The sequence below is a fragment of the Aquimarina brevivitae genome (genome assembly GCF_004216895.1).
Classification (GTDB): Bacteria; Bacteroidota; Bacteroidia; order Flavobacteriales; family Flavobacteriaceae; genus Aquimarina; species Aquimarina brevivitae.
Genome location: NZ_SGXE01000004.1, coordinates 1 through 24,931, shown reverse-complemented (window position 1 = coordinate 24,931; position 24,931 = coordinate 1). Strand labels below are relative to the sequence as shown.

At 35.5% G+C, this 24,931-nt stretch carries 22 protein-coding genes; 12 read left to right on the top strand and 10 right to left on the bottom strand.

Annotation, left to right across the window (positions count from 1 at the left end):
* The first annotated feature begins 159 nt into the window (after positions 1-159).
* Positions 160-990 carry a mechanosensitive ion channel family protein gene (locus tag EV197_RS13605; RefSeq protein ID WP_130287347.1) on the top strand — a complete coding sequence of 277 codons (831 nt, stop codon included), beginning with the start codon at positions 160-162 and terminating at the stop codon, positions 988-990.
* A 1-nt stretch (position 991) separates the two neighbouring features.
* Here EV197_RS13605 and EV197_RS13600 read toward each other — a convergent pair whose 3' ends face one another.
* From EV197_RS13600 to EV197_RS17105, 3 genes are all read right to left on the bottom strand, one after another.
* On the bottom strand, positions 992-1,627 hold the full coding sequence (locus tag EV197_RS13600) for a DUF4230 domain-containing protein (protein ID WP_130287346.1): 636 nt from the start codon (positions 1,625-1,627) through the stop codon (positions 992-994).
* Between the two features lie 88 nt (positions 1,628-1,715).
* Positions 1,716-2,243 (bottom strand): DUF4136 domain-containing protein, encoded by a 528-nt coding sequence (locus EV197_RS13595; RefSeq protein ID WP_130287345.1) that lies wholly within the window; start codon positions 2,241-2,243, stop codon positions 1,716-1,718.
* 88 nt (positions 2,244-2,331) lie between these two features.
* On the bottom strand, positions 2,332-2,502 hold the full coding sequence (locus EV197_RS17105; protein ID WP_165389062.1) for a C1orf53 family protein: 171 nt from the start codon (positions 2,500-2,502) through the stop codon (positions 2,332-2,334).
* A gap of 30 nt (positions 2,503-2,532) precedes the next feature.
* On the opposite strand from EV197_RS17105, the gene EV197_RS13590 reads away from it, so the two are divergent.
* Genes EV197_RS13590 through hemL form a run of 4 tightly spaced genes read left to right on the top strand, consistent with a single transcriptional unit; the run spans position 2,533 to position 6,014 of the window.
* Positions 2,533-2,859 (top strand): hypothetical protein, encoded by a 327-nt coding sequence (locus EV197_RS13590; protein ID WP_130287344.1) that lies wholly within the window; start codon positions 2,533-2,535, stop codon positions 2,857-2,859.
* Positions 2,860-3,798, top strand: a complete 939-nt coding sequence (locus EV197_RS13585; protein WP_130287343.1) for a 1-aminocyclopropane-1-carboxylate deaminase/D-cysteine desulfhydrase — start codon at positions 2,860-2,862, stop codon at positions 3,796-3,798.
* Between the two features lie 2 nt (positions 3,799-3,800).
* Positions 3,801-4,721: a glucosaminidase domain-containing protein gene (locus EV197_RS13580; protein WP_130287342.1), complete on the top strand. Its 921-nt coding sequence runs from the start codon at positions 3,801-3,803 to the stop codon at positions 4,719-4,721.
* A 6-nt stretch (positions 4,722-4,727) separates the two neighbouring features.
* Positions 4,728-6,014, top strand: coding sequence for a glutamate-1-semialdehyde 2,1-aminomutase (gene hemL / locus EV197_RS13575; RefSeq protein ID WP_130287341.1), 1,287 nt, complete (start codon positions 4,728-4,730; stop codon positions 6,012-6,014).
* A gap of 66 nt (positions 6,015-6,080) precedes the next feature.
* Here hemL and EV197_RS13570 read toward each other — a convergent pair whose 3' ends face one another.
* A complete protein-coding gene (locus EV197_RS13570; RefSeq protein ID WP_130287340.1) occupies positions 6,081-8,576 on the bottom strand; it encodes a zinc-dependent metalloprotease in 2,496 nt (831 codons plus the stop codon).
* An 82-nt stretch (positions 8,577-8,658) separates the two neighbouring features.
* Positions 8,659-10,152, bottom strand: coding sequence for a hypothetical protein (locus EV197_RS13565; RefSeq protein WP_130287339.1), 1,494 nt, complete (start codon positions 10,150-10,152; stop codon positions 8,659-8,661).
* 165 nt (positions 10,153-10,317) lie between these two features.
* On the opposite strand from EV197_RS13565, the gene yiaA reads away from it, so the two are divergent.
* The 3 genes from yiaA (at position 10,318) to EV197_RS13550 (ending at position 12,699) form a co-directional block, all read left to right on the top strand.
* Positions 10,318-10,794, top strand: coding sequence for an inner membrane protein YiaA (gene yiaA, locus EV197_RS13560; RefSeq protein ID WP_130287338.1), 477 nt, complete (start codon positions 10,318-10,320; stop codon positions 10,792-10,794).
* A 73-nt stretch (positions 10,795-10,867) separates the two neighbouring features.
* Positions 10,868-12,151, top strand: a complete 1,284-nt coding sequence (locus tag EV197_RS13555) for a DUF2157 domain-containing protein (RefSeq protein ID WP_130287337.1) — start codon at positions 10,868-10,870, stop codon at positions 12,149-12,151.
* Positions 12,148-12,699, top strand: coding sequence for a GDYXXLXY domain-containing protein (locus tag EV197_RS13550; RefSeq protein WP_130287336.1), 552 nt, complete (start codon positions 12,148-12,150; stop codon positions 12,697-12,699). Before EV197_RS13555 ends, EV197_RS13550 begins: the two co-directional genes overlap by 4 nt.
* A gap of 52 nt (positions 12,700-12,751) precedes the next feature.
* Here the strand turns inward: EV197_RS13550 and EV197_RS13545 are convergent, their stop codons facing one another.
* Both EV197_RS13545 and lysS read right to left on the bottom strand, forming a co-directional pair.
* Positions 12,752-13,354, bottom strand: a complete 603-nt coding sequence (locus EV197_RS13545; protein WP_130287335.1) for an SPOR domain-containing protein — start codon at positions 13,352-13,354, stop codon at positions 12,752-12,754.
* A gap of 91 nt (positions 13,355-13,445) precedes the next feature.
* Positions 13,446-15,140: a lysine--tRNA ligase gene (gene lysS / locus EV197_RS13540; protein WP_130287334.1), complete on the bottom strand. Its 1,695-nt coding sequence runs from the start codon at positions 15,138-15,140 to the stop codon at positions 13,446-13,448.
* A 183-nt stretch (positions 15,141-15,323) separates the two neighbouring features.
* On the opposite strand from lysS, the gene EV197_RS13535 reads away from it, so the two are divergent.
* Together EV197_RS13535 and lipB are read left to right on the top strand one after the other, a co-directional pair.
* Positions 15,324-15,479 (top strand): YqaE/Pmp3 family membrane protein, encoded by a 156-nt coding sequence (locus EV197_RS13535; protein WP_130287333.1) that lies wholly within the window; start codon positions 15,324-15,326, stop codon positions 15,477-15,479.
* An 88-nt stretch (positions 15,480-15,567) separates the two neighbouring features.
* Positions 15,568-16,293, top strand: coding sequence for a lipoyl(octanoyl) transferase LipB (lipB, locus tag EV197_RS13530; protein ID WP_242610740.1), 726 nt, complete (start codon positions 15,568-15,570; stop codon positions 16,291-16,293).
* Positions 16,294-16,313: 20 nt separating this feature from the next.
* Here lipB and EV197_RS13525 read toward each other — a convergent pair whose 3' ends face one another.
* The 3 genes from EV197_RS13525 to EV197_RS13515 form a co-directional block, all read right to left on the bottom strand.
* The gene (locus EV197_RS13525) at positions 16,314-16,817 is read right to left on the bottom strand and encodes a hypothetical protein (protein WP_130287332.1); all 504 of its coding nucleotides are present in this window, start codon (positions 16,815-16,817) and stop codon (positions 16,314-16,316) included.
* Positions 16,818-16,878: 61 nt separating this feature from the next.
* Entirely contained in the window at positions 16,879-19,347 is a 2,469-nt protein-coding gene (locus EV197_RS13520; RefSeq protein WP_130287331.1) for a ribonuclease HII, read from the bottom strand.
* A gap of 131 nt (positions 19,348-19,478) precedes the next feature.
* On the bottom strand, positions 19,479-20,081 hold the full coding sequence (locus EV197_RS13515) for a ribonuclease HII (RefSeq protein ID WP_130287330.1): 603 nt from the start codon (positions 20,079-20,081) through the stop codon (positions 19,479-19,481).
* 187 nt (positions 20,082-20,268) lie between these two features.
* On the opposite strand from EV197_RS13515, the gene EV197_RS13510 reads away from it, so the two are divergent.
* A complete protein-coding gene (locus tag EV197_RS13510; RefSeq protein WP_130287329.1) occupies positions 20,269-22,365 on the top strand; it encodes a putative porin in 2,097 nt (698 codons plus the stop codon).
* A gap of 93 nt (positions 22,366-22,458) precedes the next feature.
* Positions 22,459-24,756, top strand: a complete 2,298-nt coding sequence (locus tag EV197_RS13505; RefSeq protein WP_130287328.1) for an FdhF/YdeP family oxidoreductase — start codon at positions 22,459-22,461, stop codon at positions 24,754-24,756.
* Positions 24,757-24,931 lie beyond the last annotated feature (175 nt).

The window sequence follows — 24,931 nt, the reverse complement described above, 5'->3', positions numbered from 1 at the left end:
TATATTCAAAGCGGAGCTTTCAGAAGTAATCAGTCATTTATCTAAAACTCTATTACTTATTTTAAGTTTTGTATAATTATTTTTAACAAAATTTAAACGACAGTTTTTCCTTCATTTTTGAATTAATTTTGATCTTCGTGCTATAAACACATATTACTTATGGATAGATTTGGGTTATCAGAAGAAAATTGGGAACAGTTTATAAAATGGGTTTGGGATTTTGCCCCAAATGTAATATCCGCAGTTCTAATCTTAGTTGTTGGTTTGTGGTTAACAGGGTTAATCACAGGCTGGCTTCGGCGATTTTTTAAGCGAAAGGATTATGATGAGGCCTTAGAAAAATTTATTCTTCAGCTTACCAATTGGGGTTTAAAGATTGTAGTTTTTGTATTGGTTATTACACAGTTTGGAGTGCAAACTTCTTCTTTAGTTGCAATACTGGGTGCTGCAGGTTTAGCCATCGGTTTAGCTTTACAGGGATCGCTATCAAATTTTGCGGGTGGGGTTCTTATTTTACTATTCAGACCATTTAGAGTAGGAGATTTTATTGAAGCGCAGGGCGTATCTGGAACGGTAAAAGAGATTTCTATATTCACAACCAAGTTGTTAACCTTTGGAAATCAAGAGGCAATCTTGCCCAATGGTAAGTTGTCCAATGACAATATTATTAACTACTCTTCTGAGGATAAGAGAAGAGATAAAATTAATATTGGTATTTCTTATGATAGTGATATTAAGCTGGCTAAAGATATTTTAACCGATCTGGTTAAAGGACAGGAAAATATTTTGGAGGATCCGGCACCACAGATTGTTGTGGATTCCTTAGGTGACAGTGCTGTGGTGATTTCGGTTCGCTTTTGGGCACTGAATGAACATTTTTGGGATGTCCATTTTTACACTATGGAAGAGGCCAAAACACGACTGGAAGAAAAAGGTATTTCCATTCCTTTTCCTCAGCACGATGTACATTTATATAAAATGGATAAGTAAATTACTTTGAGGGGCTAAAGGTATTTTGTAAAATTCCTTGAAGAGCGTCCTGGTTTAAAACTTCGTATTTCTTATATTCCAAGGTCCAGCCTAGTGAATTGGTGAGGATATAAATCTTTTGCAGCTCAGATAACAGTCTGTTTTCTGCATTGGTCTTCAAAGTTGACTTATCTACCTTTTTGGATAGTTGCTCCAAAACCATTTTTTTAATTTCGTTATGATCTTCGGGTGTAAATTGGTTCAGGTAATCTTGTTCGAGATCGTGGTAACGTATATCTGGGTTAATGTCGATTTCAGGTTCTGGGATATTAGTTAAAATTATTTTTTTATTCTTCGTATCAATACGGTGTTCTAGTTTACTAAGATCGTATGCAATGGTTACTCTTGCATTGACCACGACCAGCGCCTTCTTTTTTGCTGTAAAAATATCTAGATAATACTTTTTAGCATTTTTATAGGTAATTACTTCAGAAAAATGCCCTTCTGTAACGATTAACTTACCTACATTTTTTAATTCCTTTAGGATAAGATCAGACGAAGCTATTTCGGACTTGGTAGTGTGTATTCGATTACTCACAAAATAAAACACTAACAACAAGCTAACGGCTACAAGGGCTCCAAATAAAAAATTACGCATAAATAGCTTTTAAATTCCATTTAAAAATACATAAAAAAATAACCTTTCGGTAGTGAAAGGCTATTTGTAATCTTCTTTTGTATACTATTTACTGCATTGGAGGATACTTTTCCAAAATGGCATTTACAATTTCATTAATTCGCTCCTGTTTTTTATCTACATTATTCGTTAATGGCGCTGTACCCATTCCTTGCCAGATCAATTCTTTTTTGGTAGCATCTATTAAGTCAATATACAGTGTTCCTTCTTGTACTCTTGACACCGTGCTGTAATTAGGACCCCACCAAGGGTTCCAGCCCCAGCCATACCAGCCCCAGTTCCAATTGTTTTGGTATACATTTACATTTTCTCTAGACTTGGTAACAATACTTACTAAAATATCGGGTGTTTCGGATTTAGAAAATCCTTTTGAAATCATTGCGGCTTCGATTGCCCTAAGTATACGTTTTTTATCCAAATCACTGATTTCTACCTGATCGATACCTGGTTTAAAAAATGCGAAACTTTTATAATTGCTAAAATTAGCTTGCTTATCATAATCTGATGCCACCCTAACCGTAGTACAAGAACTTAATGTTATGATGAGGATCAATGATAAAAGAGAAAATACTTTCATAATCCTTTATTTTTTATACGTTAAATAGAACTTTTACTACTAATACAACATCAAGAACCGTACCACGTACTTATATTTTAATCAAGAGCTAAGAATAGGTGTTTGTTTTTTTGTCATAGCCATAAGGGCAATGTCTGCACCCACTCTCACAGCAATATCCTCTTCTTAAATGATACTGTTCCGTAAAGCATCGGTAACCTTCAGGGGTAATGTAATAATCCCCAGGTTCTGGTTTGATATGTTTTTTTGAATGATCCATGTGGCACAAAAATACTATCTTGCGTGCAATATGCCCGTAATTGTTAACAAATATTTGATAGGTCGCCATTTTGTAGGTATTGCATTATGGCCTTTTATTGTTGTAAAATCTAGTTGTTTAAAAAAAGATCAGGTCTTTATTAATCACGAAAGAATTCACCTAAAACAACAATTGGAATTACTTGTACTTCCCTTTTACTTGCTGTATTTGGTAGAATATATCATACGACTATTACAATACAGAAATTCAGCACTAGCGTACCGTAATATATCTTTTGAAAAAGAAGCGTATCAAAATGAAATGTACCTTTCTTACTTAGAAGAGCGAAAGCCCTGGAATTTTATAAAGTATTGGTAAATGGATTTTTTTTCAACTAAAGCCCATTCTCCCAACCATAGTATATCTTCTCCATTCTTACAGGCTCAGAATATTTCCTTAGTAGTAAAACGCGAAGATGTATTACATCCTCAAGTGTCTGGAAATAAGTTTAGAAAACTTAAATATAATATTGAGGAGGCAATAAAAAATGGGAATCATAAAATCCTGACTTTTGGAGGAGCCTTTAGTAATCATATTGCGGCCACCGCAGCTGCAGGTAAGTTATGTAACATACAAACGATAGGTGTCATTAGGGGAGAGGAGCTGGCTAAAGATGTATCAAAAACATTAGCTACAAATCCCACATTACGTTTTGCAACGGAACAGGGCATGGTGCTTCACTTTGTAGATAGAGCCAGTTATCGACAAAAAAATGAACTGGAATTTATTAATGAATTGAAGGCTAAGTTTGGGGAGTTTTATCTAATTCCTGAAGGTGGCGCAAACGAACTAGCAGTGAAAGGTTGTGAAGAAATATTAGATAAGAAGGATGAACAGTATGATGTGATTTGCTGTAGTTCTGGGACAGGAACCACGGTTGCAGGTATAATAAATAGTTCCAAAAAAAATCAACGGGTATTATCCTTCTCTGCATTACAAGGAAATTTTTTAACAAAAGAGATTCAAAAATATGCAAATACACCAAATTGGGAGTTAATTTCGCATTATACCTTTGGTGGATATGCTAAAGTAAATACGACCTTAATTCAATTCATCAATTCGTTTAACCAAGAACACGGTATTTTACTGGATCCAATTTATACCGGTAAAATGATTTTTGGTATTTTTGACCTCATAAAGCAAAATTATTTTGCTATGGGAACAAAGATTTTGGCAATTCATACTGGTGGGATACAGGGAATATCGGGTATGAATGCTCAATTGAAAAAAAAGGGCTTGCCGTTGATTGATATATGATTATGAAGACAAAAACGATTTTAGCTGTATTGGTATTATCAGGAATACTATTTTCTTGCGGAAGTAAAAAAAGAACGGCTTATAAAGAAACACAGCGTAAGGAAAGAAGAAAACCAGTGGTGTCTACTTCGAAGGTTGAAAAAACAGTGACTACTGAGACAACTACTGTACCACCCGCATCATTATCCTATCAGGAAAGAGTACAATGGTATATAACCACTTTTGCTGATGTAGCAAAGAATGAAATGGAAAATTATGGTATACCGGCAAGTATCACTTTGGCACAAGGGATATTGGAGTCTGGTGCAGGAAACGGGGATTTAACCCGAAGAGCAAATAATCATTTTGGGATTAAGTGTCATGACTGGACAGGTGAAAGTGTGAGACATGACGATGATCGTTTGCAAGAATGTTTTAGGAAATATGATCACGCCTGGCAATCGTTTAGAGATCATTCTGAGTTTTTGGTTAACCGAAAACGATACGCTAATCTTTTTACGTTGAAAAAATCGGATTATAAAGGATGGGCCAAAGGGTTAAAGGCGGCTGGCTACGCAACGGATAAAAAGTATCCTGATAAACTTATAAGTATTATTGAACGCTATGACTTAGCAAAATATGATCGAGAGGTTTTAGGTGTTGAAATCGTTGAAAAGGAAACAAAAGAGGTGATTGCACAATACACTGCAAATACCGAGACTCAGCAAATAACTAGTGTTCAGTCCAATAAAGATGGTGAACATTTGGTGAATAAAGGAGATACACTATATTCCATCTCCAGAAGGTATAAAATAAGCGTTGATCAGTTAAAGCGATTTAACGGGCTAAAGGATAACAATATTAAAATTGGACAGGTCTTAAAGATTACTGAAGCTAAGACCGATGTCCAAGAAGAAACTGAAAAAGAATTTGAAGATTTTTAAAAACACATGATTTATAAAAGAAGTAGTGCATTATTTGCTGAAGCTCAAAAAGTAATTCCAGGTGGTGTCAATTCACCAGTAAGGGCATTTAAAGCGGTAGGAGGAGATCCTATTTTTGTAAAAAAAGCAAGTGGAGCATATTTATATGATGAGGATGATAATAGATTAATTGATTATATCAATTCCTGGGGTCCAATGATTTTAGGTCATGCATTCCCTCCGGTGGTTAATGCGGTTATTGAAAAAACAAAACAAGGAACCAGCTTTGGGATGCCTACAGAAATTGAAACTACAATTGCACAGTTGGCGGTATCAATGGTTCCAAATATTGATAAGATCCGATTTGTAAACTCTGGTACCGAGGCTTGTATGAGTGCGGTTCGATTAGCCCGAGGGTTTACCGGCAAGGATAAGATTATCAAGTTTGCGGGTTGTTATCACGGTCACAGTGACTCTTTTTTGATACAGGCAGGTAGTGGTGCTGTTACATTTGGTAGCCCTAATAGTCCTGGGGTAACTCAGGGTACCGCAAAAGATACGTTGCTTGCTAATTATAATGATCTGGATAATGTAAAAGAGCTTATCGCATCCAACAAGGGCGAAATTGCTTGTATTATTATTGAACCTGTGGCGGGTAATATGGGATGTATTCCACCGGTTGAAGGTTTTCTTGAAGGATTAAGAACTTTATGTGACGAACACGATATTTTATTAGTTTTTGATGAGGTGATGACAGGCTTTCGATTAGCCAAAGGAGGTGTTCAAGAACTACTTGGAGTAGCTGCCGATATTGTAACCTTTGGTAAAGTTATCGGAGGTGGGTTACCGGTAGGGGCTTTTGCTGCAAGAAAAGAAATTATGGATTACTTGGCTCCGGTAGGACCAGTTTACCAGGCAGGAACGTTGAGCGGAAATCCATTAGCGATGGCAGCTGGATTAGCAATGCTGACAGAATTAAACGATAATCCTGAAATATTTTCGAGTTTAACGGCAAAGACCGAATACTTACATCAAGGGATGCATCAAGCATTAGTTGATCATGGCGTAGTCCATACGATTAACAGAATTGGTTCGATGATTTCGGTGCATTTTGCTGAAGGTAAAGTAATCGATTTTGCATCCGCTGCTGAGGGTAATAATGATACCTTTAAAAAATTCTTTCACGGTATGTTAGCCGAGGGTATTTATATTGCACCAAGTGCTTTTGAATCTTGGTTTATCACAGATGCCTTATCCTATAAGGATTTAGATGAAACCATAGCAGCTGTTCAAAAGGTGGCAAAAACATTATAGGAGATCAATTAAAAAAACAAAAAGCACCTTATACAGGTGCTTTTTTAATTAGGATACTATTCTTTTTTATCCTTTTGGATTTAAAATCATATCAAAGCGTTCACTTGCATCTCTTAGATGGTAACGGCTCATACTATCTCTTGTACGTCCTATGGCGTTGTTTATCGCACGTTGTAGTGTGCTTAATTCTGCCCTTACCACAGCTCTGATATCACTTTGAGAAACGTTTACCTCTGTTCTTTTTACAAATCGACGAATATTTTCGGGTATTTTAGACTGCTCTTTAGTCATTAAATGTTCCATTCGTTCAATATAGGCGCGTTGTAAATTTCTTCGGTAAACATCAATGCTCTTTCCGGTTCTTAGTTCGCTCCATACACCCTGACGTAATTCTGACATCATATCCAGTAAAGTATATGCTTCTTCTTGATTTAACGCTTCATTTTCGATCAGTCGAGCCATTCTTCCTTCATCCAATAGATTGTTAAGGGTACGCTCTTGAATCTTGCGAATACGTTCTACAGCACCGGCAAATTCAATTTTATTAAAAATTGAGGTGTCCAATAACCATTGAGGGGTTTCAAAAAGTTGATTTTGTAAAAAAGACATAGCTCTTTGCTGCTTTTCTTTCTTAACGTGGCTATAAACCGGTCCTTCTTGATCATAGGTTTTATAGTATTCATACACACCACCAACATTAGATGATACGTGGCCCATATAACGGTTATACTGTGCTAATACTTGACTGTACATCGTACTTAAGTCATCATAGTTCTTTCCTTTTTCACTGGTCCATTTAATTAGATTGGGTACGATTCGTTTCAAGTTTTTAATTCCATAATCACTAGCTTTCATAGCATCATCGCCTAAATCTTCGGTCTGTGAGCTAGGGTCTATTACACCAAACTGTTGGCGACCAAAACGATACATAGGATCATCTTGATGTTCTAATATCCAGCTATCTAAAACTTCCTTTTCCTCTTTCGCATCTTTATCTAATATAGGTCGATATCCCCATTTGATCGCATATTTATCATAGATACCAATATTAGGCATTAAAGCCACATCGCCATCTCCTGGTTGAGCGATGTAGTTAAACCGGGCATAATCCATAATAGAAGGAGCAGTTCCGTATTTTTTAGTAAAGACTGGGTCTCGTAATGATTCTACGGGGTAAGCAACACTGCTCCCCATATTATGTGGTAGTCCCAAAGTATGCCCTACTTCGTGAGAAGATACAAAGCGGATCAGTTTGCCCATTACTTCATCATCAAAAGCAACCGCTTGCGCATTAGGATTGATAGCAGCAGTTTGTACAAAGAACCAATTTCTAAGTAAAGTCATTACATTATGATACCAATTGATATCACTTTCCAAAATTTCTCCTGATCTTGGGTCGCTTACGTGTGGACCATTAGCATTGGGTATCGGAGAAGCTAAATACCTTACTACAGAATATCTTACATCCTCTGGGCTCCAATCTGGATCTTCTTCTTTGGTTGGCGGGTCTTTAGCGATTATTGCTTCTTTGAATCCTGCTTCTTCAAAAGCAACCTGCCAATCTTCAATTCCTTGCTTAATATATTTGCGCCATTTTTTTGGTGTCGCTCTATCGATATAATAAACGATTTGTTTTTTTGGAACAACAAGCTCACCTCTTTTAAATTTTTCCACATCTTCATCCTTGACCTCAAGTCTCCAGCGATCTAAATATTTTATAGTTTTACTTTCCTGAGCGTCTAAGCCATAATCCGTTTGGCCCCTGGCGAACCAACCTACGCGTTGATCAAAGTACCTACGCTTCATTGGTTCTTTAGGCAATAATATCATGGAGTTACCTATCTGAAGCGAAATAGCAGCTACACTCTCGTTAGAAGGAGGATTACTAGCATCGTAGGTTTTAACGTGTCTTGATTCAATATTAAGTGGGTAACTTCTTAGCGTATCGATATAAGATCGTTTGGTATCAAGCTTTGAAATTTTATACTGTTTTCTTCTCGAAGCAGGAAACCCTAAGGCTTTAATATCTTTAGTAAAAAGATCCGTAACATCTATAACCGTACTGTTGTTTATGGAGTCTTTATGATATGCTTTTATCGGGAAGCTATATAAAATAGGTTCAAAATTAGAGTTAACAACAGCCTCGTGTATGGGTAACGAATCTGCTGCAAATATCTCATGACTTACCACACGCAATAGCACCTGTTTGTTTTTTTTCTGCCATCTAAGAACTTGAGTGTTTTGTTTTCCTCCTCCGAAACCAATACCTGAAGCGGTTTTGGCAATTCGAGTGACCATTATCATTTCTCGGTTAAAAAGAGAGTCTGGAATTTCATAAAAGTATTTGTCGTCCAAATTATGGATGTCAAATAAACCCTTATCGGTTTTCGCTTTTTCAGTAATTACCTTATCATAAGGCTTAATTCCATTTTTGTCCTTTTCCGTTTTTTCAGGGCTTTTCCCATTTTTAGCTAAGCTTTTCCCTTTTTTGTTTTGTAGTGAAGAGCAACTTACAAAAACAATTAAAGCTGTCGCTAAAAGAAGTAAATATTTCTTTTGCATTATATAGTATTTAAATAAAACGCGGAAGTTATGAAATAGACATTTTATAATTCTAAAACTTAAGTTAAAGCGATAGCTTGCCTCATCTTTTCTTATGAGCAACAAGCTCTAAAGTTGTGCTGTATAAATCAGTTCTATTAATTTTTGCTTTTAACCAGGCATAAATACTCATTTCAAAAACGTCCTCAATATTTTTGTTTTTAGTGGTTAATGTATTGTTTACTCTAGTTTTAAAATCTTGGCTATTTATTGTTAATGGATCTTTATAATATGCGCTTATAAGTTTAAGGAACTCTAATGTCCTTACTTCTTTGTTTTGTTTGAGGTAGTTGATGTATTTTTTAGTAAATGATTTATAAGTAGATTCAAACAAATCAATATTTTCTTTGTCTAAGTAAATAAGCATGGTTGTAATATTCTTTTTTAGAACCCAGGTTATGCCAGCCTTTTCCTGGTACCAGTTATCTGAACGATTAAAGGTTTGAATTAGCTTCATCGCTTTTTGAAGTTCTTGTTGTTGTACATAAAAGACGACTAAGCTTAATTTTAAATCTAAAATATAACTCTGTTGGTTTTTATGTTTATGATAAGGGAAATCACTTAAAAGTTTTATTGCAGCTATCGCATTGCCCGTGTAATTAAGGACTAAAGCTTTAAGAAGAGTATATTGGGGGAAGAAGCGTTGAGCATATTTACTGTTTTTGCTTTCTATTGTACTGTACATAGCTTCCAAAAACTCGGAAGCTTTGATGAAATTACGGGTTCTAAAATTGGCGTTTGCTAGCAAATAGAAGATCTGAATGTGATAAAATTGATTTTTGTTTTGCAGTTCTTTTTTAAAAATGATTTGTTGGTAAATTTCTTCAAAAAGGGGTAGGAGATGGTGATAATTCCGCTGATGATGTCCTATTGTATTTAATAGTTCCAACAATTTGTAAGATGATCTTATCGTCAGCTTTTCATTAATGTATATTTCTGACTGAACCATGGCTTGATCTACTGTAGCTCGCAGGTCATCTACGTAATGATTCAATTGATATTCTAGGGTAGCTCGAAAAATATTGAGGTTCTCTTCTTGAGTTAATTTTGATTTATTCGACTTATACTGTAGTAGCACTTCTTGCAGATTAAGCCTAGCGTCATAGTTTATATGCTGTATCTTAGTGTAGTAGATCTCATTTAGTAGACCGTATTGGTCAAGTTCCATTGCTTTAAGCTCTGCTTTTTTTAAAAGATTAAAGGCCAAGCTGTAGTTTCTTTGTTCAAAAAAAATCCTACTACAAAGTAAAAGTTTTAGAATATCGAACTCTTCTGAAGTTTCACTTTCAAAATTGGTAATCGCAATAAAATCAAGAAGTGCATCTTTCAACCTTTTGCGTAAAGCATGATACGCTGCTTTTTCAGATTTTTTATATAACAACGTTTCAATTTCTTTTTCTTTTTTACCTTGATTTAAAAGTTCAAAAAATGTAATGTTTTTAATGCTATGTTTTTTGTTCTTTTTCTTAAGGTATCGAATGAATTGTTGTTTCTCCTGTGCGGTTAGAATAGAAGTAATATCTGAAATAGAATACATTATATCATTAGTTATTTATAAGTAAAAATCTTAAAAATAGTAATTTATTGTCATTATAATTATTTTATATCGTCAGTTTTATACTATTTTAGAGGCAAATCTATGTTTAGACTGATACATCTTTGTAGTGTTAAAAGGAAAAGTATTAATCTAAATTCATAAAAGATGGAGTATAAGTTTTCTACAGAACAAACCGAAGAGATAACTAATAAAGCAAATTGTACTACCAAAGAACGAATACAGCATATACAGCCAAGTGCGGCTTTTATATCGGCATCTTGGTCCGCATTATGTATAGGGATGATTTCCTATTGTGTCGGACTATGGAACGCCTCCATGGAATTGAATGAAAAAGGATATTATTTTACCATTCTATTGTTTGGGCTTTTTTCAGTAGTTTCTGTGCAAAAAAGCGTCCGAGATAAGCTCGAAGGTATACCGGTGACAGACCTCTATTATAGTATTAGCTGGTTTACCACCTTGACTTCAATATTATTGTTAATAATTGGATTATGGAATGCTGACATGTGGTTGAGTGAAAAAGGGTTCTATGCCATGGCATTTACCTTAAGTTTGTTTGCAGCGGTCGCAGTTCAAAAGAATACGAGAGACAAAAAATGTATTGAACAATATGATCTATAAGCTAAAGTAAATAGATGGTTATACAACTTTAGCGAATTTAAGTATCTTTAAATCATTACAAAAAGTAATAGCTATGCGTTCAAAACTAAGCAATGAACTGGATACTCTGATCAAGGAAGGAGTTATCAGCAGTCAGACCGCTACTGATATAAGACAATATTATGCTGCAAAAAATGAGAACTCACCTAATCTCTTATATACTATTTTTGGAATTTTTGGAGCCATATTAATTGGAGCTGGGATTATTTTGATGATAGCTCATAATTGGGATGCTTTTTCAAAGGTTACAAAGATCATATGGGCATTAAGTCCTTTGGTGTTAGCTCAGCTACTGGTTGGTTATACAATTCTTAAGGAAAAAAGTATGGCCTGGAAGGAGTCAGCTTCAGTGTTGCTTTTTTTTGCTGTAGGAACAGCAATATCACTGATCAGTCAGATCTATCATCTACCCGAGCAATTGGATAGCTATTTACTAACTTGGGGGCTATTGTGTTTGCCTTTAGTATACTTGACTAAATCTAGGGCTGTAGCGCTCTTAACACTATTGACTGGTACTTATTATACTATAGTTATCGGTTGGAAATTAGGTGAAAGTAAGACTCCTTGGATGTATTTGATTTTTATTGGGGCAATTCTTCCTTATTATATCAATCTTGTAAGAACATATATTGCGAGTAATACCACTACTATTTTTAATTGGGCTATTCCCATTAGTTGTATAATCGGTTTAAGTTGCTTTATAAAAAAGGCTGATGAACTCGGTTTTTTAATGTATATAACTTTGTTTGCTGTTTTTTATGGCATAGGCAGATTACAGATTTTTGCTCAGTCAAATACCTTGAGAAATGGATTTTTACTTTTAGGATCGTTCGGTACTATAGTGGTACTATTAATCTTAACGTTTTGGGAGGTTTGGAAAGATATAGGTAATGGTCATCAACTAGGTTCACAGGAATTTTTTATAGCGTTGTTTTTAGTTATTATAGCATTGATACTAAGCGTGCAAAGATTAGCGAACTCAAAATTAAAATTAAATGCTACGACTTTAATTCAGTATTCGTTTCTGCTCATTTGGATGGTATTCTTCATTCCACTGGGATATATTTTCGCAACGGTAATAATTAATCTATTGTTGTTGGCTATAGGGATAACGATAATTAAATCTGGTATTGCAAAAATGCATTTCAGAATTTTAAATTATGGTTTGCTGATTACATCGGTCTTAATCATTTCTCGATTTTTTGATACAACAATGAGTTTCGAATTGCGAGGAGCTGTATTTGTAGTGATAGGCTTAAGCTTTTTTGTTTCGAATTATTTGATGTACAAAAGACAATTAAAAATTTCAAAAAAATGAAAACGATTCACATATTAATCATATTTATTATACTGGCTTTGGTACAGCTTTACGTACCTTATCGGATGATTAAAGACCATGAGGATATCCTAAAATATGGTACGTTATATCAATTTAAAACAAAGCCTATTGACCCTAATGATCCTTTTAGAGGTAAATACATCACCCTAAGTTATGAGATGGATTCTTTTAACAGCAATGACACTACCTACTACAATAACAATAAAGTTTATATTCATTTGACCAAAGATGATGCAGGTTTTGCCCAAATTAAAGGAGTAAGCCATCAAGAGCCCACCGAACCGATTGATTATGTTGAAGCATTTATAGACTATAATGATAATGGGTACATTAGGTTTGAATTGCCTTTTAATCGGTATTATATGGAAGAAACTAAAGCATTAGCAGCAGAACAATTATATCAACAAGTAAACCGACAGGACAGCATCGAAAAGGTTTACGCAATGGTTTATGTAAAAGAGGGTAAAGCGGTTTTATCAGATGTGATTATTGCAGGCGAGTCTATCAAGGATTATGTTACAAAATAATAGAGAGGTCTAATGACCTCTCTATTCGTATTTTCTATGATTAAGCTTTAACTTACCAAGCTTCCTCAATTTTTATACGCTGTCCGTTTTGATAGGAGGCGATAAAGGCATTTCTAAAACCTAAGCTCACCATTTCTTTTCTAAAACGTTTAGCCTCCTCTAAGGTTTCAAAATTACCGACAGCATATTTATTAAAACCTCCGCTTTTGATTTCTTTGAAATTCACAAAACTATCAGAGTACATTGATAAGTCCTTGTCTTCAAAAGCACCAATTTGTACAGCATAAACCACTTTATCATTTAATGATCCAGACTTTACCGGGTTATTAGCGTTAGCATCCAGCGCAGTATTTAGCTCATTGATGTTTTGAGTTTGTTCTTCTATTTTCTTTTCAAGTTTAGCAACCTTCTTTTTATGCTCTTTGCTAGAGATCATACCAGCAGGGGTGCTAAAGTTCATAAAGTATACTGTACCCGCTACTCCTAGTAACGCCACAATTCCTAAAATGATTGTTGCAATTTTAAACTTCTCTCCTTTTTCTTTTTCTTCTCTCAGCGCCTTGGTGTGCTCAAATTGGGTAATTCGTTCTTTCTCTTCTGAGTTCTCTATCTTCTTATTAAGTTCATCTAATTCTTCTTCGCTTAAGTAGGGCATAATGTTAGTTGTTTTTTAAAGTTCTCAAATATAGGAGATTATTAGAATTTCCGAAAATTTATTGGAGTGTTTCCGTAATCGGGCTCTGGGTTTAATCATCTTTTAACGCAACTATCAAGTCATCGTCAGTTTTGGTGACCTTTGTAACGCCTAGTTTTGATAAGCCTTTCATTCCTTTGTCCCAGGCCTTATTACTCAATCCTGCTTTTTCTTTTAAAGCGTTAAGAGCCATGGTTTTTTCTTTTTTCAGAATATCATAAATCGCTTTTTCATTTTCCTTTAATTCCAAAGGTTTTTTCTCTGGCTTCATTTGAGGAAAGAATAATACTTCTTGGATGGACTGCTTATTGGTTAAAAACATAATCAACCGATCCATACCGATTCCCATCCCTGAAGTTGGAGGCATCCCGTACTCTAAAGCTCTTATGAAGTCCTGGTCAATAAACATAGCTTCATCGTCGCCTTTTTCACTCAATTTCAATTGTTCTTCAAAACGTTCTCTTTGATCAATAGGGTCATTAAGCTCTGAGTAAGCATTTGCAATTTCTTTACCACATACCATAAGCTCAAATCGTTCTGTTAACTCTGGATTTTCTCTGTGTGCTTTACACAACGGGCTCATTTCCTTAGGATAATCTGTGATAAAGGTAGGTTGTATGTAATTACCCTCGCACTTTTCCCCGAAAATTTCGTCTATTAACTTTCCTTTACCCATGGTTTCATCAACTTCTACATCCATAGCTTTTGCAGCTTCTCGTAGTTCGCTTTCGGATTTGCCTTCGATATCAAAACCGGTAAAGTGTTTAATAGCATCTCTCATCGTAACACGAGGATAAGGAGCTTTAAAATCAATTTCGTGCTGTCCGAATTTGGCTTTGGTAGTGCCGTTAACGGCAATAGCACAATGTTCTAACAATTCTTCACAAAAGTCCATCATCCAATTGTAGTCTTTATAAGCTACATAGATCTCCATAGCGGTAAATTCTGGATTATGGGTACGATCCATTCCTTCATTTCTGAAGTTTTTAGAAAACTCATATACACCGTCAAAGCCACCTACGATTAATCTTTTAAGGTACAATTCGTTCGCAATTCGCATATACAATGGAATGTCAAGTGAATTGTGATGCGTTACAAAAGGCCTTGCTGCTGCCCCTCCTGGTATGGGCTGTAGGATTGGTGTTTCCACTTCAAAATAGCCTTTGTCATTAAAAAAGGAACGCATGGCATTGAAGAGCTTTGTTCTTTTTACGAAAACATCTTTAACCTGTGGGTTTACTACCAGATCTGCATAGCGTTGTCGATATCTAAGTTCAGGGTCATTGAACTCGTCAAAGACTTTTCCTTCTTTATCTGTTTTTGGCAATGGAAGTGGTTTTAAAGATTTACTCAGAACAGTAAAATCTTTAACCATTACGGTTTTTTCACCAACTTTAGTAGTAAAAAGCTCGCCTTCAATACCTATAAAGTCACCAATGTCTAGTAACTTTTTGTAGATGTCGTTATATTTTTGCTTATCCTCTCCGGGACAAATTTCATCTCTGTTAAAATAAACTTGTATTCTGCCATCTGCGTCTTGCAATTCAGCAAAAGAAGCACTTCCTTGTATTCTTCTGGACATTAATCTACCAGCAATCGTAACTTTTTTACCTTCAGCATAGTTGGATTTGATCTCTTTGGAAGTGTGATCCACTGGGAATAAAGCTGCTGGATAAGGGTCTATCCCTAATTTACGTAAAGACTGTAGTTTTTCGCGTCGTACTAACTCTTGTTCTGATAATTGCATAATACTGCTATTTTAAGCCTGCAAAGATAATAAGTATGATGTAATCTATCAATCTACAAAACTCTATTTTATAAAAAAGTGTTTTTATGGATGGCTAACTTTTTTTAAAGGGTTAATCATGTAACAAAAACAAGAGATTGATGTCTAATTTGGTAGATATTAATTTTAGTACAAAAGATAATTATGAGTTTTTGGAGGGTTTTGCTGGCTATTGTATTCCCACCCTTATCTGTCATAGGTAAAGGATGTGGTTCTATACTTATTGTTTTACTACTAACCTTATGTGGATGGGTGCCCGGTGTAATTGCAGCTTTGGTGATTTTGAACAATCCCAAATAATAAAAGTTTGGTAAAAAGCAACTTAATTACTTTTAAAACTAAGTTGTGAATCGCAATCCTTGCTTTAATATTGTATTTTTGTAGCATTATGATGGAGCAATACAAAATAGTAGAAATTCAGGATTTAGGGAACAAAGATTATAAAGATACCTGGGACTATCAAGAAGATCTTTTTAAACAAATACTAGATATTAAGATTAAAAATCGGAGAGAAGATGCAGGTCTACGTACCCCAAACTATCTTCTTTTTGTGGAACACCCTCATGTGTATACCTTAGGTAAAAGCGGGGATATGAATAATCTCCTCTTGGATGAGTCTCAATTACAAGAAAAAGGTGCTAAATTCTACAAAATTAATAGAGGAGGAGATATTACTTATCACGGCCCTGGTCAAATTGTAGGATATCCGATTTTAGATCTTGAAAATTTCTTTACGGATATACATAAATATTTGAGATTACTAGAGGAGATGATCATCAGAACGTTAGCGGAATATGATATTGTTGCTACGCGAAGTAAAGGGGAAACGGGAGTTTGGCTCGATGTCGGAACTCCTTTTGCTCGCAAAATATGTGCGATGGGAGTTCGAGCCAGTAGATGGGTAACTATGCACGGTTTTGCATTCAATATCAACGCTGATTTAGGGTACTTTGATAATATTATTCCCTGTGGAATTAATGATAAGGCCGTAACTTCGCTTAATGTAGAATTAGGAAAACAAAAAGTAGATGAGAATGAGGTCAAGGAAAAGCTTATCGCTCATTTCTTAGATTTGTTTGAAGCGGAAATCATTAAAAAGGCCAAAACATTTTAGGGTCTTGGCCTTTTAAGAAGTTAAGGGTTTCTATATAAATCATTTATGGCTGATCCACTCTGCGATAAGCTGTTATTTTCTAAGTTGATATCATCATTGTTTTCATTACCATCAATAAATATATCCGGATCATACGTAATAACCAAGGTATATGTTGGTGGGAATTCACCCTCTGAGGGTGACGATGCATCCCACGTTCTTGTATAAGAAACAGAAAGCTGTCCACCCGAAATTAAGGAATTGAAATTGGCTGTAGCTACTAGAACACCAGGTGCAGATGCTCCTGGTACTCTCTCGTACAATCCAATAAATTGTTGGTTATCAGAAGAGGTGAAGTTTTCGCTTCCTATGTTGGTTATTATACCAGTAATAGTTGCTGTGCCCGCAAAATCTGTTTCTTTCTCAATACTAAAATTTATTGCCGTTGTGGCTAAATCAATATCCTGGATTGCTACATCATCATCTTCACACGAAGCAAGTAAAAAAATGAGCACCAAAATTGTTGTGAATCTAAGTGTTATCATGACTGTTTTTGTAATGGTTCACTCATTAGTGAGTCATCTAGCAGTCAGGTAAACATTTTGACTAATTAATCTGATAAATTAGTATAGTATTATCATCTCCTTTTACAGCAAATTCTAATTTAGGGTCGTTATCCATATTACCTAAACTAATGGCTGAATTACCATATACAGGGAAATTAGGAAATAACTCAGCATTGCTATCGTATAGATATACTTTCTTAGTTTGCTTGTCGGTTACAGAAATATAGATTTTGTTGTTGATATAAAATAATTTGGGGGCGGTATAGATGCCATAGTCTAGCTCTAAGGTCCTGTCTTTAATGGTTAGTTTGTTCTCCGAAAGGGTTACCAGGGTCTTATTGGTCATCGTTACTTGATGGTTTTCTTCTAACCCTATTTCTTTTTTGTTTATTCCACCTTTGGCGTCTATTTGAATTAAACCGCCTGCTTTGGTAGTTGATGTAAATAAATCCTGATATTGATACCACTCATTTGTTGAAAAATCAATATTACCTTTAACATCAACTCTAGTGCGTCCTATTCGGTCAAGTATATTTAGTTTTCCATTTTCTTCTTGAACCAAAATATAATCTTTAGTGCCAATACGAATATGTTTGGGCGGGGCAATGATTTTGGTTTTGGTACCGTTAAAACCAAACCCTTCTACGACTTCTCCTTTGGCATCAAACATTAAAATATTATTGCCTTGCGTAATAACGATTCGGTATCTTTTATTTTTATCGTAGTCAAAAAGTGCTAAAGGCTGTGTTATTGTTTGTTCAAATTTTTTAGGAAAAGGAGTTACATCTTTTCCGTCTCTATCGACTACATAAAGTGTGTTAGCGGTATTAAACAGCAGTTGATATCGTCCATTTTTGTACATATCAATCTGTTGTATCTCACCCATAATGGCACCGTCAATTTGTTTTTTCCAAAAAATCGTACCGGTATCAGATATTAAATAAAGATGATTAGTAATATCTTGTGCAGCAATATCTAACCCTTTGGTTCTATGGTTCTTAACTAACACAGGAGCGGAAAGTAGCTCATTCTCCAAGGTTACAGAGGCTACCTGTGCTACAGAAGTAGCCACAGACGAATCCTGTGATTTCTGTAACAGTGTGTGTACATGGGCAAAATCATTTTCACGGATGAGTTGTACAATTCCGATTTCATACCCTTTATGATTGAAGTTATTCCACCCTTCTTTATAAGTATCTAATCCATTATTGGCAATGTGCTCTTTTAAATACGAAATATTTCCAACCATTAGTATGGAAGAACGATCCGCTAATTTATCTTTTAAACTGGTATAATAAGGTTGTACACCGAGTACAGAGGTATTAAGTATGTTGGCAATAATATCCTGTAACGCCTTTTGACTAGTGGCAAAAACTATGAACTCTTCAAATTGAAAATAAAACGCTTCTTTGAAATCAGCCAAAAGTGGATTAAAAATGCCAGCGAAGGAAATTTGGTTGTCGTGCTTATAAATAGAGATATCCCTGAAGGTATTTACTTTATCTCCTTGTAGTTCCTCAATAAGCTCATCAGTATTTAGTGCTGTTAATGCTAATAGAGTATCATCTCCATTATATATTAATCCAACTTCGGTAACACTAGCAAATAATTCATCAAACTCTACTGGGATATCGTGGTATTCTCTTTCTTGAATGCTTGCAAGGTTGTTTTTTAAAATGTCGAAGTCATCATAGGTGTACGATATAAAACCGTTAGCAGTTACCGGAGTAATTTTTGCGATTTTATTTTCTTGAGGTAACGTTTTATTGAAGATTCCCAATACGCTCGGTAATGAATCCTTCTCCACAACGATACCATTAAGATAGATCGAGTTTTGTGCTATAGAAGCATCCATGCTCGCCCAGCCACTAAATTTTTTGATACCTATAATATCATCTTTAGGTAAAAGGTTTTGTTGAAGATTGTATAATTTGTTGCCGTTGATTAGGAAAGACAACGGAGTTTCGGAAGAGGCTACTTCATATACCCGTTTTAAATCTGATGGAGCTTTAACCAAATTTTTTTGCTCTCGTATTACATTTTCAATAACGAGTTGAGAGGAAGATGAAATGATTATGCTGTCTGCTATGGTACTAAAATAAGCCTGATCAGCTTCGGATATTTTATAAATATCTTTTTCAGCATAGCTAAACTTTTCAACTTTTTTATTGGATAAACTATCCTTAGTGATCAATAGCTGATCTATTTTAGAAATCAATGTGTACTCGTAATCGTTTTTCCCTACGGGCGAAAAACAAAGTAGCGCACTTTTTTTAGATGTTTTCTGTAGTGCTGGGAGTTGATTAAAATAGGTATATAGATCAAGACCCGTGTTGTTTTTTATAAGATCATTATTTCGCAATTGACTTTTCGCCTGCTCCAAATCATTGATTTTAACAATGATTTGAGCATCCTTGGGTACATAATCAACAAAAGAAATAGACTTCGTTTCTGGTTCAGAGCAAGCACACACTGCTAAGGATAGAAATACGATAAAAATATTTTTCATGTACACAATGATTTGTCAAATACGATTTATAGAATAATGCAATATATGCCAAAGATAAATAAATGATCTGATCTTTATAACAATAGGCATTCCTACAAAAATGAAACAGGATTTTTTGGATTATAATTAAGTTACTGAAGATCTAAGGTTAATTGATCTGGTAATAGTTTAAAACTTGTTCTATGGTACTTAGTGATACCATATTTTTTTATGGCTTCTCTATGTTCTTTGGTAGGATAGCCTTTATTTTTTTTCCAATTATACATCGGAAATTCCTCGTGAATTTTTTCCATAAATTCATCCCTGCTGGTTTTGGCCAGTATGGATGCAGCGGCAATGTTTAAAAATTTCCCATCTCCTTTGATAATGCAGGTATGAGGGATATTCCTGAAGGGTTTGAAGCGATTTCCATCTACTGCGATATGTTCTGGTTGAGGATTTAATTTTTCAATAGATCGTTGCATAGCAGCAATGGAAGCATTTAAAATGTTAATTGTATCTATTTCTTTAATACCTACATGTGTAACACTATAAGCGATTGCACAGTCTTCTAGTAGAGGTTTAAGTAGTTTTCTGTTTTTCTCAGAAAGTTGTTTAGAATCATTTAATAAAGTACTATTAAAGTCATCAGGTAATATAATAGCTGCTGCGGTAACAGGGCCAGCAAGACAACCTCTTCCTGCTTCATCAGTTCCGCATTCAATGCTATCATTAGTATATTTAAGCTTAAGCATAATGCTAAAATAAAATAACATTTATAGTTCGTCAAACTACAAGTGATATTTGTTATCTCGCTAATGATTAAAGTTATGTAAGGCTTTCTTTAAAAAAAGTCTATTTTTGTGCTGTTTTTTGACTAGAAATTGTAGTCTATAGAAATGAAATATAGAAGTATCTATTAATTTAATAAATAGAATATTGTTGAAAAAGGTTATCGTTTTATTAGGGTTTCTACTGTTAGGGAACTTTGTTTTTTCTCAAAAAAAAGAAATCAAACGATTTAACGGTCAAGAGGGATTGCGAAACGAAATCCAAAATGACCAGAGAGCTACTAATGATTCTAATTCTAAAGAATTTCAGTCGCTGAGAGGCAAAAAGGAGGAAAGAGAGCGACCGCCAGTACAGGAGTATAGAATGATAAACTTCGAAAAGGATACCACTTTTGTAGACACATCGCTCAGCTTACAAAAAGATTACAATTTCAATTACCTACGCAGAGATGATTTTGAGCTGCAACCTATTAATAACGTGGGTCAGACTTACAACAGTTTAGCCAAAAGAGAAGAATATGATCACTTGCTACCATTATTTGGGGCAAGAGCTCGGCATTTTAACTTTATGGAAACTGAGGATATCTCCTATTATTATGTGCCTACACCTCTTTCGGAATTATATTTTAAAACAACTTTTGAACAAGGGCAACAATTAGACGCTTTTTTTACAGTCAATACTTCGCCCCAATTAAATGTTTCTATTGCTTACAAGGGGGTAAGGTCATTAGGTAAATATCAAAATGCCTTAACAAGTACAGGTAACTTAAGGATAACGGCGAACTACAATTCTAAAAATGACCGATATAAATTAAGAACACATTTTGTGGCTCAAGACTTATTAAATGAAGAAAATGGAGGACTGAGCGAGCGGGGTGTTCAAGAATATTTGGGTATTGAACCATTTGATGACCAAAGTAATCGAGATCAATTTTCGGATCGGGGAGCGATTTCGGTTCGTTTTGAGGATGCAGAAAGCATGTTAAAAGGGAAGCGGTTTTATATGGACCATTACTATTCCATTATTAAACCTACAGATAGCTCAGCTACTGAATTACGTGTAGGGCACGAGTTGGATATTACTGATAAGTCTTTTCAGTTTACAAAAAACACTCCTGGTACTGATTTTTTTGGGCCTTCCTTTGTTTCAGGGTCAGTTTTAGATAGGGTAGCCTTAGAAGATTTTACCAATTATGGGTATGTAAATTTCAATACCAAATACCTAGGGTTTTTTGAGGTGAAAGCGGGTTATACGGATTATAATTATGGATATGACACGGCTCTTACTCTGGGAGAACCTGGTGATCAAATCAATATTGTTAACAGGATAAAAGGAGATGCAGTGTCCCTTGGAGGAACTTACAGCAATTCCATAGGTGGATTCGATATACAAGCACAAGGTATGGCCTTAGTAGCTGGTGATTTTGATGGAAGTTACGCCAATGCTTGGTTGGGGTATGATCTAAATGACAACTATCAAGTCGATTTGGGTATTGATTACAGCTCGGTAGCACCTAATTATAATTTCCTTTTATACCAAAGTGATTATATTGATTACAATTGGCAGAATTATAACAATCAGGATGCTTCAAATAATTTTTTGAATACTGAAACGACAAGTATCAAAGCAAAAATTAAGGCAGGTGTTTTTGGAGAATTAGAAGCGTCGCAAAGTACAATTAATAACTACACGTATTTCACCAAAAATCAAGATTCGGTAACCGTTCCTGCGCAGTACAACAACAATGTTAGTTTGTTAAAGTTAAAATGGAGACATAGCTATAAATGGTTTAAGTTTGGGTTAGAAAACACAGTGATGTTCCAAGACGTAAGTCAGGGAGATGAGGTGTATCGTGTTCCTCAGCTGGTTACTAGAAATAGTTTGTTTTATGAAGATCACTGGTTCCGCAAAGCTTTGTTTTTACAAACGGGGGTAACCTTTCGTTATTATTCAGAATATTATGCAGACGGTTATGACCCTGTGTTATCCGAATTTTATGTGCTGAGTCAACAAGAAATTAACGACTTAGAGGATACCGATGCTACACCTAGAGGTTACCAGCAAACCCTGGGCGGATTTCCTCAAGTAGACTTATTTTTTAATGCAAAAATTCGACAAACACGAGTATTCTTCAAAGTAGAAAATTTTGGGGAAGCGTTTAATCAAAATACGGAGTTCTCTGCTTTGCGCTACGCCCCTAGAGATGCCGTTATTCGATTTGGTATAGTTTGGAATTTCTTCCTGTAAGAACAGTTCAATCTTACTGTGTATTTTATTAAAATCTTATACCATAGTTAAATTGTTAACCTTTATCTTTGGATAGCTAACAATGGATTAATTATGGGCGATACAAAAAGAAATGTTTCCTATCTCGGGTCAGATAAATTAAATGATATCAAAATTGCTGAACCCGCAGATTATGCTGCCGGTATTCTTGGTGTCAAGGTAGCCTTGGAACACGCCTTTAAGGAAATGGGTGTGGTTAAGTCTTTAGTTGGGCTCAATAAGATGAATCAAAAAGGTGGTTTTGATTGTCCTAGCTGCGCTTGGCCAGACCCAAAAAAGCGTTCATCAATAGCAGAATATTGCGAAAATGGGGCAAAAGCTTTAGCAGAAGAAGCTACTACTAAATATGTAGATCGAAATTTTTTTGCCAAGTATACTGTTGAAGAACTTTCACAATGGACCGATTATCAAATAGGTAAGAGTGGTCGATTGATAGAACCCATGGTATTAAGAGCAGATAAAAGTCATTATGAACCGATTTCCTGGCAAGAGGCTTATGAGTTGATTGCAGAAGAGCTTCATAAATTAAAGTCACCAAACGAGGCCATATTTTATACCTCGGGTAGATCAAGTAATGAGGCTGCATTTCTATATGGAGTGTTTGCTAGAGCTTTTGGAACAAATAACTTGCCGGACTGCTCTAATATGTGTCACGAATCAAGCGGAGTAGCATTAGGAGAGACATTGGGTATAGGAAAAGGATCTGTAAAATTAGAAGATTTTTATGAGGCTGAGGTGGTTATGATTTTGGGGCAAAACCCGGGTACCAATCACCCTAGAATGCTTTCTGCTTTGCAGAAGTGCAAAGAAAATGGGGGCAAAATTGTAGCGATCAATCCATTAAAAGAAGCCGGATTAAGTCGGTTTAAAAATCCACAGCAACTAAGCAGTGTTTTATCCACGGGGACCACCATTGCGGATATACATTTACCAGTAAAAATTAATCAAGATGTTCCACTGCTCAAATTAATACTTAAAAAATTAAAGAAATTAGATAATGCTTCAGGCAAGGTGTTCGATCATCAATTTATAGAGACCTATACTGAAGGCTTTGAAGAACTGATGCAAGATCTGGACACTTACGCAGAAGGGGAATTATTGAGTGCCACGGGTGTAACAGAGGAAGCTATAGATCAAGTGGTTCAATTGTTGGCGAAAAAAGATAAAATTATTATCTGTTGGGCAATGGGGCTCACCCAGCATAAAAATGGAGTGGATAACATTAAAGAGTGTGTTAATTTATTATTAGCTAAGGGTAGTTTAGGAAAGCCTGGTGCAGGTACTTGTCCTGTTAGGGGTCATAGTAATGTACAAGGGGATCGTACAGTAGGGATTATGCATTTCGTTTCCGAAAAATTTAATAAAGCTTTAGAAGAAGCCTTTGGATTTAAGCCACCAGCAGAAGAAGGGGTAGATGTAGTAGGAGCAATGGAGGCTATGGCGACCAATAAAGCAAAAGTATTCGTAGCATTGGGTGGCAATTTCGTATCCGCTACTTCAGATACTGCGTACACTGCTCTGGGTATGCAAAACTGTGAACTCACGGTACAAATTAGTACTAAACTAAATAGATCCCATTTGGTTACGGGTAAAAAAGCATTGATATTACCAACGCTTGGCAGATCCGAAAAAGATTTACGTAATAAGAAACCACAGTACCTTACCGTAGAAAATAGTATGGGTAAAGTACATCGTTCAAAAGGTATTTTAAAACCTGCTTCTGACCAACTAATAAGCGAACCTCAGATTATTGGGGGTATTGCCAATGCCTATTTCGGTGATGATCACCCAATCGATTGGATAGATCTTAGTACTAACTACGATTTAATCCGAAATAAGATTGAAGAGGTGATAGCAGGCTTTGAAGCTGTAAACCAACGATCCAAAGATGGTGGTTTTTATCTACCAAACAATGCTCGGGAGTTAGATTTTAGTGCCCTCCCCAATCAAAAAGCGAAATTCAGTTGTTGTAAACTCCCGGAGCATCAACTCGAAGAAAACGATTTTATCTTAATGACCATTCGTTCTCACGATCAATTTAACACCACAATCTATGGATTGGATGATCGCTATAGAGGGGTTTATAATGAAAGAAGAGTCGTTTTTGTCAATCCAAGCGATATGGAATCTTTGGGCTTAGTAAAAAAGGATAGCGTAAATATAGTAAGCCGGTATAATGGTAAAGAGCGAATCGCAAAAAACTTCCTGGTGTTGCCATATGATATTCCTCAGGGAAATCTGGCGGCTTATTTTCCAGAAACCAATGTGTTAATTCCTCACGATCAATATGCTGACCAAAGTAATACGCCGATTAGTAAATCCGTAATCGTCCAACTTCATAAGGTGGATTAGTTGTATTCTGCAGATCATCCCTGCTATGCAGGTCTGCGGGCTTTCCGTTGTATCTTGTCTTGCCACTTTAGGTTGTCAAGCCAAGGATGCCACTACAATCCCTATCTGATACCAGTTAGGGGTAGGCGAGGATCTTTTTATACTTGTAATGCTGTTATGTTATTTAAAGAAAGAT

Bases quoted from the DNA above. Each gene is read 5' to 3' on its own strand.
- EV197_RS13605 (WP_130287347.1), top strand. From the start codon at position 160: ATGGATAGATTTGGGTTATCAGAAGAAAATTGGGAACAGTTTATAAAA.
- EV197_RS13600 (WP_130287346.1), bottom strand. From the start codon at position 1,627: ATGCGTAATTTTTTATTTGGAGCCCTTGTAGCCGTTAGCTTGTTGTTA.
- EV197_RS13595 (WP_130287345.1), bottom strand. From the start codon at position 2,243: ATGAAAGTATTTTCTCTTTTATCATTGATCCTCATCATAACATTAAGT.
- EV197_RS17105 (WP_165389062.1), bottom strand. From the start codon at position 2,502: ATGGATCATTCAAAAAAACATATCAAACCAGAACCTGGGGATTATTAC.
- EV197_RS13590 (WP_130287344.1), top strand. From the start codon at position 2,533: ATGCCCGTAATTGTTAACAAATATTTGATAGGTCGCCATTTTGTAGGT.
- EV197_RS13585 (WP_130287343.1), top strand. From the start codon at position 2,860: ATGGATTTTTTTTCAACTAAAGCCCATTCTCCCAACCATAGTATATCT.
- EV197_RS13580 (WP_130287342.1), top strand. From the start codon at position 3,801: ATGAAGACAAAAACGATTTTAGCTGTATTGGTATTATCAGGAATACTA.
- hemL (WP_130287341.1), top strand. From the start codon at position 4,728: ATGATTTATAAAAGAAGTAGTGCATTATTTGCTGAAGCTCAAAAAGTA.
- EV197_RS13570 (WP_130287340.1), bottom strand. From the start codon at position 8,576: ATGCAAAAGAAATATTTACTTCTTTTAGCGACAGCTTTAATTGTTTTT.
- EV197_RS13565 (WP_130287339.1), bottom strand. From the start codon at position 10,152: ATGTATTCTATTTCAGATATTACTTCTATTCTAACCGCACAGGAGAAA.
- yiaA (WP_130287338.1), top strand. From the start codon at position 10,318: ATGGAGTATAAGTTTTCTACAGAACAAACCGAAGAGATAACTAATAAA.
- EV197_RS13555 (WP_130287337.1), top strand. From the start codon at position 10,868: ATGCGTTCAAAACTAAGCAATGAACTGGATACTCTGATCAAGGAAGGA.
- EV197_RS13550 (WP_130287336.1), top strand. From the start codon at position 12,148: ATGAAAACGATTCACATATTAATCATATTTATTATACTGGCTTTGGTA.
- EV197_RS13545 (WP_130287335.1), bottom strand. From the start codon at position 13,354: ATGCCCTACTTAAGCGAAGAAGAATTAGATGAACTTAATAAGAAGATA.
- lysS (WP_130287334.1), bottom strand. From the start codon at position 15,140: ATGCAATTATCAGAACAAGAGTTAGTACGACGCGAAAAACTACAGTCT.
- EV197_RS13535 (WP_130287333.1), top strand. From the start codon at position 15,324: ATGAGTTTTTGGAGGGTTTTGCTGGCTATTGTATTCCCACCCTTATCT.
- lipB (WP_242610740.1), top strand. From the start codon at position 15,568: ATGATGGAGCAATACAAAATAGTAGAAATTCAGGATTTAGGGAACAAA.
- EV197_RS13525 (WP_130287332.1), bottom strand. From the start codon at position 16,817: ATGATAACACTTAGATTCACAACAATTTTGGTGCTCATTTTTTTACTT.
- EV197_RS13520 (WP_130287331.1), bottom strand. From the start codon at position 19,347: ATGAAAAATATTTTTATCGTATTTCTATCCTTAGCAGTGTGTGCTTGC.
- EV197_RS13515 (WP_130287330.1), bottom strand. From the start codon at position 20,081: ATGCTTAAGCTTAAATATACTAATGATAGCATTGAATGCGGAACTGAT.
- EV197_RS13505 (WP_130287328.1), top strand. From the start codon at position 22,459: ATGGGCGATACAAAAAGAAATGTTTCCTATCTCGGGTCAGATAAATTA.